This window comes from Bythopirellula sp. (assembly GCF_041737835.1).
GTDB lineage: Bacteria > Planctomycetota > Planctomycetia > Pirellulales > Lacipirellulaceae > Bythopirellula.
On record NZ_JBGSQY010000020.1, the window covers coordinates 53468 to 65297 of the forward strand.

The following is an 11830-nucleotide window of genomic DNA, read 5'->3' on the forward strand; positions in this document are numbered from 1 at the left end:
TTGGCCCTTGCGGCCAAGCCGGCTTTTTTTGTTGGTTCGCGTTCTCTTTTCTGACCGATATTACCGGTAGAGTTTTCCTCGCGTTGCTAGCACTATGCGCCCGAGGCAACCCAGGGCTTCGAGAACGTCCCCACCATGGGCAGAATCACCAGCGGCGTCGGCCTCATCAGCGGCCTGAACATCACCGAGATCGTCGATCAACTGATCGACATCGCGGCGATTCCGCGCGATACGCTCGTCACGCGCACGAAAGATTTACAGTCGCAGCAGACCGCCATCGGTGCGCTGTCGGCCAAGTTGCTCAGCATTCAATTTGAAATGGGCAAGCTGGGTGGCAATGCACTTTATGCCTCCAAGAAATCGACTTCCAGCGACACGAGCGTTCTCACGGCTGCGATCACCAACTCAACGACTGCCGTCAATTCCAACTATTCTTTCACGCCCGTCCGCACGGCCAGCGCGCAGCAACTGGTCAGCCAGCGCTTCGCGAGCAAAGATTCCGTCATGGGAGCGCAAAGCTTTTCATTTCGTACGGGGGGCTTTGTCGACAAGGGAATCTCTCTTGAAGATCTCAACGGTGGCTTGGGAGTCCGGCTCGGTGAGATTCGTATCACCGATAAGAGCGGCGAAGACGCGGTGATCGACCTGCGCTTTGCGACGACCATCGATGACGTGCTCAACGCCATCAACACAAACACCACGATCAACGTCTCCGCCGAAGTCGTAGGCGATTCGATCAAGCTCACCGACAACACGGGCCAAAGCGGCACGCTCTCGGTGCAGGAAGTCAACAACAGCAACACCGCCGCCGATTTGGGAATCCTGTCGGTCACCGCCGCGGGGGTCACCACTTCCGGTACGGGCAGCGATATCTTCCGGCTCCATGCGGGAACACAGCTCAGCAAACTCAACGACGGCAACGGTGTCGATTTCAACAATAGCACCACGGCCATCGACGATTTGATCTTTGAGTTTGCGGATGGCTCGGGGCCCATCGGGGTCGATCTCTCGGGATCGACAACGCTGGGCGATGTTGTCGATAAGATCAACTCGTCGCAGGCACTCGCCGGCAAAGTGACTGCAGCGATTTCTAGCGACGGCAATCGGCTGGTGCTGACCGATTTTACCTCGGGCGCGGAAACACTCTCGGTGGCCAATGGGCTGCTGGGCACGGCTGCCGACGATTTAGGTCTTACCGTGAGTGCCGTGGGCAGCACGCTCACCGGGGCACGGTTAACGTCGGGACTCAATGATACGCTGTTGCGGTCGGTCAATGGCGGTGCTGGGATTCAAACTTTCGGCAATCTCAACATCACCAACCGCGATGGTGTGCTGTCGGCGATCGATTTAACGGGCGTGGAAACGCTCAAGGAATTGGTTACGGCGATCAATTCGCAAGCGACCGAAGTTAAGGCCTCGATCAATTCCAGTCACAGCGGTATTGTGCTGAACGATGCCAGCGGCGGGACGGCAAGTAACTTCATCGTCGAAAGTGTCAGTGGTGCGACCGTTGCGGCAGATTTGGGAATTGCGACCAACGCTGCGACAACTCAAATCGGCAGCGGTTCGTTAAATCGCCAGACGCTCAGCCGGGCAACGCTGCTTTCGGACATCAAGGGTGGTCAAGGCATCACCACTCTGGGTGATATTACGATCACCGACACCGCGGGCGTGAAGCGAACGATCGATCTCGATCCCAAGGACAACCACGCGAAGACCGTGGGGGACGTCATCGACCGCATTAATTCTGCGAACATAGGCGTGGAAGCCAAAATCAATGACTCCGGCGACGGCATTATTCTCATCGATACCGCCGGCGGCGCGGGGAAAATCACCGTGGCCGATGCCAGTGGCACGGTCGGCACGGATCTGAATCTCGTCGGCACGAGTACCGCGGTCGAGATCAATGGCACGCCCAAGCAGGTGATCGACGGCTCGACAATCAATGAATTAGAGATCGATGCAGACGATACGTTGGCCGACGTTGTCAGCAAGATCAACGCGATGAATGCCGGCGTGACGGCTTCGATTCTCAATGACGGGCAAGGGGCCCGATTGTCGCTTACAGTGAACAAAACCGGTGCAGCGAACGCCATTTTGCTCGATCTCGACGAAGCCAACTTCCAGTTTCAAGAAACCACGGCCGCTCAAGATGCCCTGCTGCAATTCGGTTCACTGCAACAGTCGGGCGGTGGCATTCTGGTCAGCTCCGCCAGCAACACGTTCCGCGAAGTCGTGAGCGGCGTGAGTCTCACGGTGCAAAAGGCCAGCACCACGGCGGTGAACGTCGCCATTACGTCGAACGATTCAGGCCTCGTAGCCGCCGCCGAAGAATTTGTCAAAGCTTACAATTCGTTGCGCGACGATTTGGCAAAGCTCACCGACTTCGATCCCGACGCGCTCACAACCGGTTTGCTCTTCGGAACGAACGAAGCGTTGCGAGTCGATACCGAAATGTCGCGTTTGGTGACCGACAAGTTTTTCGGGCTCGGGTCGTTTCAATCGCTCGCACAAGTTGGGATAACGGTCGACGACGATGGGAAACTTGCTCTCGATAAAGCCGTGTTTCAGGATGCCTTTGCGGAAGACCCTGAAGGGTTAAAAAAATTCTTTGGCGACGACAAAAGCAACGGCGTAGTTTCACGGTTCGATAATACCGTAAAGAGACTCGCTGGCGTGGATGGCGGCTTACTGACCAATCGCACTGAGAGTTTGCAGTCGACCATCGATGCCAATAACGACCGCATCGACGATTTGGATTCTTTCCTAGAGCGTGAACGCGAACGTCTGTTGCTGCAATACGCTCAGCTGGAATCGATTCTGGCTGATTTTCAATCGACCCAATCTGCGCTGGCATCGTTCTCGCCTGTGCCGCCTTTGGCGACGCAATCAAATAATTAATGCACCAGTTATCGAGTAATGGAGTCGGAAGTCATGGCTGAACATTCAAACGCCCAATATTTGCAAAGCAAGATCACGACGGCCTCACAGCCCCGCTTACATTTGATGCTAATAGAGGGCGCTTCGCGTCAATGCCGCGTTGCCGAGCAAGCGGGCCGTGCCGAGTATTGGGGAGAATTTTACGCCGCAATCGACAAGGCGCTCGATATCGTCGAAGAACTAGCCCGCAGCGTCAGCAGCACGAAAAACGAGATTTCCGAAAAGCTCGAAGAGCAATATGCCTTTTTGTATCGCGAGTTGGCCGCCGCGCGATTTTCGCTCGATCTGCCAAAGTTGGCGACCTGTGCGAAATTGCTCGATTTCGAGCGCGACACTTGGAAACTGGTCTGTGAGAAAAACAACTTGGCGCCGGTCAGTCGGCAGGCGGTGATTGCGCCCAACTTGAATCTCGATACGGCCTATTCCGGTGAGAGTTTTTCTTTCGAAGCGTAATCGCCGAATCGCTTGGTGTTAACCGCAGGCCGTCGCTTGCGGTTTCACGAGTGTGACCCTATCATCCAGGGTTTGGCAATTTGGCCGGACCCGACTGGAGATCATACTCGTGTCTGCTATCGAAACCAGACAGCTCATTCGCGTGGGGCATAGTCCCGATCCTGACGACGCCTTCATGTTTCACGCGCTCACCAACGATTGCATCGACACTGGTCGGTACATGTTCACCCATGAGCTGGTCGACATCGAAACGCTTAATCAGAGGGCCTTTCGCTCGGAGTTGGAACTCACGGCGATTAGTATCCACGCTTATGCTTTTCTGCACGACCGCTACGCGATTTGCAACTGCGGGGCGAGCATGGGCGACGGTTACGGCCCGATGGTTGTGGCCAAGCAGAAATGCGCGGTTGAGGATCTCAAGAAGCAAGTCATGGCCGTGCCGGGGAAGCTCACGAGTGCTTTTCTGTCGCTGCGGCTCTGTTTGGGTCAAGATTTTCAGTACGTGCTCGTGCCGTTCGACGAAATCATTCCCGCGGTCTGCCGCGGCGAATATCAAGGCCAAGCTCTCGATGCGGGCCTCATCATTCACGAAGGCCAGCTCACCTACAGCGACAACGATTTGCAATTGATCGTCGATCTTGGCGTGTGGTGGAAAGACCTAACAGGGTTGCCACTGCCCTTGGGAGCGAATGGCATCCGCAAGGATCTCGGCGAAAAAACAATCGAGGAAGTGCAAAAGCTGCTTTATGCGAGCATCAAGTATGGCCTCGATCATCGCACCGAAGCCCTTGATTATGCACTGCAATATGGCCGCGATTTGGATTACTCCAAGGCCGATCGCTTCGTGGGTATGTATGTCAACGATTCGACGCTCGATTTCGGTGACGCGGGCCGCGAAGCTGTTGCACGGTTTTTGGCCATGGGTTACGAGCAGGGCGTGCTGCCGGAACTCGTTGTGCCGGAGTTCGTGCGATAACAGCCCAACTTTAATACGCTGGTTCGTTGCCCGCCTTCCATTTGATGTTGCAGCCCAGGCTTGCTTTTTGTTCTTCGGCGGGCTTCTTGCCTGCGAGGACCGCATCAAGCGCTGCACGCAAATCTGAACCCGTCACAGGAATGCCGCTATCCGGTCGACTTGAATCGAGTTGACCACGATAGGCAAGTTTCTGATCCGCATCGAACAAGAAGAAGTCCGGCGTGCAGGCGGCGTGATAAGCCTTGGCGACTTCTTGTGTTTCGTCGTAAAGGTATGGAAACACATAGCCACGCCCTTCGGCTTCGGCGACCATTTGCTCGGGCGAATCGGCAGGATGGTTGGCCACGTCGTTTGAGCTGATGGCCACGATCGCCGCCTCGCGCTGTGTGTATTCGTGACCAATTTGCGCGAGTTGATCGGCGACGTGCTTCACGTAGGGGCAGTGGTTGCAGATGAACATCACCAATAACGCCGGCGCGCCCTTAAAATCGCCGAGCGAGACGGTGCGTCCGTCGACGTTGATCAAAGAAAAATCGGGGGCCTGGGTTCCCAGGGGTACCATGGTGCTAGGTGTGCGTGCCATAGGATGTCTTTCCCTTGGATTTGCTTAAATAGAATGGCGTGGCTGGTCCCAAATTGTCCAGCAGTCCAGTCGATGGGATCTGAACCAAGTATCTGGAAAGCCGGGCGTTTCGGCAATGCTTGGCCCCGTTCGTTGACAGCAAACGGTAGAATTTCAATAATCGACAATCTTGCTCGCTGGCCGCTGCGGGATTGAGTCAACGCGAACCAGCCAGCAAGACGATACGTATTAAATCACCGTCCAACAAGTTACTGGATTTATCGGTCAGGCTAAATTTTAGAGAGGCGAATGTTAATCGCTGGGAGCCGGATCGAACCGCCGAGGAGTTACTCAGATGGGTGCCGTTGCAGAAGTAAATGATACCAATTTTGACAGCGAAGTGCTTCAATCGTCCGAGCCAGTCTTGGTCGACTTTTGGGCTCCTTGGTGCGGACCTTGCCGCCAGATCGCGCCGCTTGTCGAGCAATTGGCCGGTGAGAACGCAGGTTCGGCGAAGATTCTCAAACTGAACGTCGACGATGCACCACAAGCCGCGCAGAATTACGGTGTGAGTAGCATTCCCACGTTGATGGTCTTCAAAAACGGCGAAGTGGTTGACCGCTTTGTTGGGGTTCAACCCAAGACCCGTTTGCAAGACGCGATCGACGCCGCCAAGGCGTAATTCGATTACGAAATCGGTCAAAATTTAGAGGCCGCTCCCTGCAAAAGGGAGCGGCTTTTTTTGATAATCTGTGGAATCTCGGCGTTTGGCGTTGAATATCTTTGGCGATTTTCTATATCGCCCGGTTGCTCGATTTCCTACACTTAAGTGAAGTTGGTTCAGCCGAACTCCGTTTGCGACGCCGCCTTTTCTTGTCTGTTTTTCGCGACGCACCCATTCGTTCTTCGCCGGTTCCTTCACAGGCTCGCATCCCGACGCATGTGTTTCGGTATTCTGTGGCGAAGTCTGCGTGTCATTTATGTTCAGGAGTTGGGTGAATGGGTAAGAAACTTTATTGTGGCAATCTTAGCTACAACGTCACAAAGGCCGATCTGGAAGCTCTTTTCTCGCCTTTCGGTGCCGTTCGCAGCGCCGATATCGTCATGGATCGTGACACGGGTCGAAGCAAGGGTTTCGGCTTTGTGGAAATGGATAATGACGGCGATGCACAAAAGGCCATTGAAGAGCTTAATGGAGCTTCTCAGGATGGCCGACCGCTGACTGTCAACGAAGCCAAACCACGTGAAGAGCGTAGCGGCGGCGGTGGTGGGTATAACCGCGGCGGTGGTGGTGGTGGTGGTGGGTATAACCGTGGCGGTGGTGGTGGCGGCGGTGGCCGGCGCTACTAAGTCGATTGCCTTTTCTGTTAGGCATGTGTGGCGCTAAGACGGTGTGGTGCCAATGTTCCGTTCATTCGTTTGCGGGATGGCTTGGGATGCGCGCATGCCTTTGAGTTTGCAATTAAGAAACATGCAGGACGTTTATGGCAAAGAACCAAAACAGCGCGGAAAAGCGTCGACGTGAAGTTGAAAAGAAATTCAAGGCCGATGAGAAACGCAAGAATCGGCAGAAAAAGAAAATAGAGGGCCCTGTGGCCGCTTCTCCCACGGATTATAACGACGACATCCCGTCGGAAGCGGAAGAACCCGCGCAATAGCCGTTCCAAAGGGTATTTCTCTTGCAAAATGCTTCGTTTGCAGGTACAATATTTGTAGGTGCACAAATGGAATCTGCACTAAAAATCTTTGGACTGTAAATCATGGCTCTGATCAAGATTACAAAAGACGATTTCACGGATGACCGGCAAGGCCGGACTTTTTCCGACGTGTATAACGACGCCCGTTATCCTTTTGCCGATGCCCTAGCGTTCTTTAGCAGCGCCGAGCGACAGCAACGGATGGAGGACGCTGAAATCCACCATGATCGGGCTCCTCTGGCGGGCGTTGTGCGTGAATTTGAAGCACAGCCTAAGATCAATCTCTTTCTCGCGGAAGTTCATCCCAAGCAAACGCAGCGGTTTCGCCAATCCGTGGGGGTGCTTGTTCGCATGATCATGGAACGCAAAGGCTGGCGCAAAACGGGCAAGAAAGGCTCGTTGGGCGTGCGGGCCGAGAAAAGCAAAGTCTCTCCAGCTCATAACACGGGCGGGTTGGCCTTCTGGTTCTTGCGTGCCGAACGCTATGAACTCGCCACCGGCATGCCATTTCGCACGGCGGCCGAGCGCTATGACTCATTAAAGTCGAAGTTATCAAAGTCGAAACCACAACAATCCAAATCAAGATAGTTGGCTTCCGCTGAGAACATCATCCGACATACCTAATTTCAAGGTTTCCATCGAACACGCAGATTATTCCTGCCACGTGGTTGCCGAGGGCGAAGCGAACTCTCAGTGGCTCTTGAAATGTTTGAGTCGATCATTCGCTTTTAAAACTAGCGAACCACTAATCGTCAGTGGATCGGGCGATTACTGCACGTTTCGCTTGGCCTATGGGTCGCATCTGTCCCATCGTGATCTAGAAAGTCTCTTGCTGGGAATTCCTGGAGTGCGCTTACGCATTGCTCCGGAAGCAAACGCAAACCATTAAGACAGTGATTGAGAATTTCATGACCAACGACAATCTCTTAATGGTTGCCATGGCCGAACATTGCCGCGACCTGCTGCTCAGGTCGGGCACCGGCAATCGTCAACTACCGAAGTGTTTGCAGCACGAACATTTGCTGTGGATGTGCAAGAAAATCGAACAGCGTGCTGCCGAGTGGCCCGCGACAAAATTGCATCGCTGGCTTGGTTATCTCCAGGCAGCCATTATCGCCCATGGGATTCTCGACCTTAACGAGGTTAAGGCGATGTTCGATGCCGCCAAGGTAGCACACCCGAGCACTGACCAGGATATGACAGATCACCTAAATACTGAAGAAGATTTCGTCATTGATTTGGGTGGTGAAGGATAACGTTCAGCATTTTTTCAGAGAGGTGTATTTCTATGATCAATGAAGGACAAGTCACGCTATTGTGGCAAAAAATGTTTAGTCAGCAGGCCATCACCACCGAGAACCTGGACCGAGCAGAGCAATTGCTAGGGGAATTACGCCCTGAAAGCCCGCTGCGCTTTCGTCTGGAAAAAGAACTCGCCGAAATCAGCAAAATCCACGCCTCGCATCAGACGCCCCCGAAGACTATTCGCAAGGGAAAACCAAAACATGTTCAGCAGAAATGAAGTTCCCGACAAGGAACTTCTTAAAACGGTCAATCGAAAGCTAAGTCGTTCGGGGGGTTCGCAGTCTCGCATCACGGCGACGATTCAAAAAGGAGTTGTTACGCTTTCGGGCAAGATTGCTTATGAGAATCAGCGGACTCCGATTGTTAAATCGGTGTCGAGCGTGCCGGGGGTGAGGAGCGTTACGGACATGCTTCAAGGCCCTTCCAAGCACGCGGGACAAGGCCATTAAGGCTTTTAGTGGTCATATTGCGCTTATTCGACCGAAATTCTGGCGTTTCTTCGCCAGATGGGCAAATAAATATCCCCAGAACGAGAAAACATCGCTATAATTAAATGGTCCTCAGCAGTTGAGGGTCTCTCTGTTGCCGGTACTTTCATTCGTTATGTTCTTGTCGGCACGTTTCATTGAGAATCCAAAAATGGATTCGATTCTGAATTAGAGTTTTCGCTCCACAGTGGGGCGTTTTTTTGAGTCGTTCATGGACGTACTGCACGGCGTCCTGAACATTGAGTGCTTAAGTTGCGTGCAAGGAGTTTTGTTGTGTCGCAAGGGACTATTAAGAAAATTACTGACAAAGGTTTTGGGTTCATTCAGGGAGATCGGGGAGACATTTTCTTCCACTCCTCGTCCGTCGTGGAGTCGTCATTCGATTCGCTCCGTGAAGGACAAACTGTTGAATACAGCGAAGGCCGCGGTCCTAAGGGACCTTGTGCCGAGAACGTGAAGGTCGTTTCCTAGGCTTCTTGGCCGAATCGAACGCCGAATCGAACTTTGAAAACTACTCCCGTCCGATAAGCACCGCTTATCGGACGGGTTCTCCTACTCGCCTCAAGTCATGCTTGGGGTGATCGTGGTGATGCAGGCAAGGAAGCTTCCCTCGTCGCGAAGAAAGCAACACGATCATGGATAGTAGCAAGCCTGCCCCTCTCTACGTTGCCCCCTCCTTAGGCACTGTGTGCCCCGTCTGCGGTAAGAAATCCTATTCAGCGGGTGGCATCCATCCTCAATGTGCGATGCAACAGGCCGACGCTCCGCGTCAAGCATTCTTGGCAGCTCAGAAGCGCGAAAAGAAGACCGCCGCTGATGCCGACAAACTCGCCGGTGTGATCAAAGACCGATCAACCACCTACAAATATGGCCAGACGGTAAGTCACCGTTAATATTTGCTGGCTTACCCAGTTGCTCTCAAATTTGCAGCCTCTGCTAATCGCTCTATTTGCCGCATGTGACCTCCACGGATGTTATCTGCAAGCGTTCGTATGACGTGCGCCTACTCCTATCAGCTCTCGGCAAAGTCTGCTGTGCTAGCTGCTGGCACCCACGGCAACACGAAACCGAAATTGCCGAGCTATTCTCAATTCCTGCAGCTCAAGTGCCGAATTGACGTTTAGGCAAACTTTATCGATTGCCCAAACCTTATCGACACGGCCGTTCAAGCTCACGCAAGCTGGTTCAACATGGCGTTTGAGAATCGCGAACCGAACGACACTTACGAAGCCACACAGCGGGAAATGCGCGTGGATCCGGCTCATCCGATTGCACGCGCTGAAGCTCCGCTTGCGCTGCCCGTGAGCATCAAGATGGCTCAAGGGGCCGAGATTGCCGACGACGTGGCCGATGAATTCGGCGTGGCCCAATTGTTTTCTTCGGGTGTCCCCGTGGAAGCGTTGGCACGGCATGCGTCGGAACTCGCCGAGAAGTTGCAATCACGCTTGGCCGATTTGGATCATCGCGAGTCGACACTCAACGGCCAACAAGCAGAACTCGATAGCCGCATTCGCAGTGCCCGCTTGTGGCTCGAAGAGCGCGAAAGCGAACTCGACTCACGCGAGGAAACTCTCGAGCAACGTGAAAGCGAGTTGGGAAGCGCTCCGACGGATTCAAAGCAGCACACGGCCAACGTCACGCAGTCCTTGCAGCTGGAAGAGCGCGAACGGCAGGTCTTCAAGCAGCAAACGGAGTTAGAGCTGATTCAAGCTGAAGTGGCCGAAAAGCTCAATGAACTCGAAATCCAAAATGCTTTCTGCCAGACCAAACAAGAAGAGCTAACAAAAGCTCGCCGCGATTTTGAAAATCGCCAGCGGGAACTCGATTCTCGTGAAGCCGAAGTCTATAAGCAGATGGAACAGCTCACCACGAGCGAGATTTCGCTGCAACAGCGGGTTGAGTGGATCAACGCGGCCGATGGCGAGCACAACAAACGCCAGGAAGAGTTGCGGGCGTTGGAACTCAAGCTAGGTGAGCAAGGGAGCGAACTCGAATTTCAGCGAGCCGAACTCAATCGAATTCAGCAGGAAGTCGAATTCCGGTTGCACGACGCCGATGAACGCGAACGTCGTATTCGTTTCCGGGAACAAGAGATCAAAACAGCGCTGCAGCGGTTTGAGCGGCTGAGCATCACCGAACAAAAAATGGTGGAGCTCCAACACCTGGCCAATGAATTCGACGTGCGTGGTGCCAACCTCACCGCGGCCGAATCGCTATTGGCTGAACAGCACGTGCAATTGGCCGAGCGTTCGCGCGAACTCGAACAACAGGAGTACACGTTCGAGAATCACGTCACAAGACAACGCAAACAACTCGCCAAGGAAAAGGAAGAGCAGGGGCTACTGCTCGCTCGAAGGGAGCATTTGCTCGATCAACGCGAAGCAGAACTCGAACAACGTCAGGCCGCGCTCGAACAGTTGCAGGAAGAACTGCGAGCTGCCCAGCGTGAAGTCTTGGAAATTCGTCTCGCGACTGAAGAAACCTGGCTCCAACTGCAAGGGGCCTTGGCCCCGGCTACGTTGTCGCGATCGATCTCGCAACTTCGCGTGCGGCTGGCGGATCACTTCCGCTTGGCTGCGGACGAAGCTATTAACAAACGTCGCGAGTTGGAAGGTGTTCGCAAAGAACTGGCAAGCGAACACGGACACTTGGAATCGCAGCGGCAAGACCTGGAACGGTGGCTCAACCGCCGCGAGCAGGATCTCGAACAACGTGCCGCACGATTGGTTGATCGAGAACGCGAACTCGATTCACAGCAGCGGAACTACGAACTCACCGAGAAAACCTGGCAAGTCCAGCAAGTCGAATATCAGCAAGAGCTGCAGCGACTTCTGGCCAAGGAGCGCGTTCAATGGAACGCGGCTGCCTAGGCCATCGTGCGTTTTGTCAGCAGCTTACAGCTTGCTCGCCTCTTCAGGCTTGTATTCCTTGCGAGTTTCGGTTGCCTTTTCTTCCTTTTCGTTCTCGCGCTTGCGTTCGCTCACAGGCTTCCAGTTCCGTGGCTCAACCTTTTTGCCAGCCGTTTTCTGCTGAGCGTGACTGACGATCTGCATCGCTGTTTGAAGCTCTTGCTGCGAGAAGTAGGGATCACGCACAATGTTTCGTACAGTGCCGGTGAGCTTCTCGGCCAACTCCTGCCAACTGACTCCACTATTAAGATGCCAGATGGCCGCTTGAGTCGCCGCGGAATCAAGTTCGCCTGTCGTGTAGCCTTCGATCACTGCGATGATTGCTGGATCGCTGACAACGTCTTGGATGGGACGAATTTCGTAGGGCTTATTGGACGAAGGGTCACGCAAGCCGTGATCCAAGCAGACCAATGGCACGTCGATAGGTGTCATGTCTTCAGGTGCGATATTAAAACGGCCACCGCCACCGCCGCGACCCCCACCACCACCGCCGCCACGTC

At 54.0% G+C, this 11830-nt stretch carries 14 protein-coding genes and 1 pseudogene; 13 read left to right on the forward strand and 2 right to left on the reverse strand.

Annotated elements, in window-relative coordinates; translation table 11 throughout:
• Window positions 1-135: 135 nt before the first annotated feature.
• The 3 genes from fliD to AC6T8Q_RS04625 all read left to right on the forward strand — a co-directional run bounded on the left by fliD (window position 136) and on the right by AC6T8Q_RS04625 (window position 4369).
• Complete coding sequence (gene fliD / locus AC6T8Q_RS04615) at window positions 136-2901, forward strand: flagellar filament capping protein FliD (RefSeq protein WP_500677962.1); 2766 nt, start codon at window positions 136-138, stop codon at window positions 2899-2901.
• A gap of 33 nt (window positions 2902-2934) precedes the next feature.
• The gene (locus tag AC6T8Q_RS04620; RefSeq protein ID WP_500677963.1) at window positions 2935-3393 is read left to right on the forward strand and encodes a flagellar export chaperone FliS; all 459 of its coding nucleotides are present in this window, start codon (window positions 2935-2937) and stop codon (window positions 3391-3393) included.
• A 109-nt stretch (window positions 3394-3502) separates the two neighbouring features.
• Complete coding sequence (locus tag AC6T8Q_RS04625; protein ID WP_500677964.1) at window positions 3503-4369, forward strand: MqnA/MqnD/SBP family protein; 867 nt, start codon at window positions 3503-3505, stop codon at window positions 4367-4369.
• A 10-nt stretch (window positions 4370-4379) separates the two neighbouring features.
• Here the strand turns inward: AC6T8Q_RS04625 and AC6T8Q_RS04630 are convergent, their stop codons facing one another.
• Window positions 4380-4952: a thioredoxin family protein gene (locus AC6T8Q_RS04630; RefSeq protein WP_500677965.1), complete on the reverse strand. Its 573-nt coding sequence runs from the start codon at window positions 4950-4952 to the stop codon at window positions 4380-4382.
• Window positions 4953-5286: 334 nt separating this feature from the next.
• Between AC6T8Q_RS04630 and trxA the strand changes: the two genes are divergently transcribed.
• The 10 genes from trxA (at window position 5287) to AC6T8Q_RS04680 (ending at window position 11291) form a co-directional block, all read left to right on the forward strand.
• On the forward strand, window positions 5287-5613 hold the full coding sequence (gene trxA, locus AC6T8Q_RS04635; RefSeq protein WP_496919223.1) for a thioredoxin: 327 nt from the start codon (window positions 5287-5289) through the stop codon (window positions 5611-5613).
• Between the two features lie 317 nt (window positions 5614-5930).
• Window positions 5931-6281, forward strand: coding sequence for an RNA-binding regulator (gene rbp, locus AC6T8Q_RS04640; RefSeq protein ID WP_500677966.1), 351 nt, complete (start codon window positions 5931-5933; stop codon window positions 6279-6281).
• Between the two features lie 134 nt (window positions 6282-6415).
• Window positions 6416-6589: a hypothetical protein gene (locus tag AC6T8Q_RS04645; RefSeq protein ID WP_500677967.1), complete on the forward strand. Its 174-nt coding sequence runs from the start codon at window positions 6416-6418 to the stop codon at window positions 6587-6589.
• 102 nt (window positions 6590-6691) lie between these two features.
• Window positions 6692-7216, forward strand: coding sequence for a hypothetical protein (locus AC6T8Q_RS04650; RefSeq protein WP_500677968.1), 525 nt, complete (start codon window positions 6692-6694; stop codon window positions 7214-7216).
• Between the two features lie 320 nt (window positions 7217-7536).
• Window positions 7537-7884: a hypothetical protein gene (locus AC6T8Q_RS04655; protein WP_500677969.1), complete on the forward strand. Its 348-nt coding sequence runs from the start codon at window positions 7537-7539 to the stop codon at window positions 7882-7884.
• Window positions 7885-7916: 32 nt separating this feature from the next.
• Complete coding sequence (locus AC6T8Q_RS04660; protein ID WP_500677970.1) at window positions 7917-8150, forward strand: hypothetical protein; 234 nt, start codon at window positions 7917-7919, stop codon at window positions 8148-8150.
• Window positions 8134-8382, forward strand: coding sequence for a BON domain-containing protein (locus tag AC6T8Q_RS04665; protein WP_496919217.1), 249 nt, complete (start codon window positions 8134-8136; stop codon window positions 8380-8382). The genes AC6T8Q_RS04660 and AC6T8Q_RS04665 overlap by 17 nt, the downstream gene beginning before the upstream one ends.
• A 312-nt stretch (window positions 8383-8694) precedes the next feature.
• Window positions 8695-8892, forward strand: coding sequence for a cold-shock protein (locus AC6T8Q_RS04670; RefSeq protein ID WP_496919216.1), 198 nt, complete (start codon window positions 8695-8697; stop codon window positions 8890-8892).
• Window positions 8893-9056: 164 nt separating this feature from the next.
• Window positions 9057-9314 (forward strand): hypothetical protein, encoded by a 258-nt coding sequence (locus AC6T8Q_RS04675; protein WP_496919215.1) that lies wholly within the window; start codon window positions 9057-9059, stop codon window positions 9312-9314.
• Between the two features lie 297 nt (window positions 9315-9611).
• Window positions 9612-11291 carry a coiled-coil domain-containing protein gene (locus AC6T8Q_RS04680; RefSeq protein WP_500677971.1) on the forward strand — a complete coding sequence of 560 codons (1680 nt, stop codon included), beginning with the start codon at window positions 9612-9614 and terminating at the stop codon, window positions 11289-11291.
• A gap of 24 nt (window positions 11292-11315) precedes the next feature.
• Here AC6T8Q_RS04680 and AC6T8Q_RS04685 read toward each other — a convergent pair.
• Window positions 11316-11830: pseudogene (locus AC6T8Q_RS04685) on the reverse strand (hypothetical protein); the annotation flags it as partial.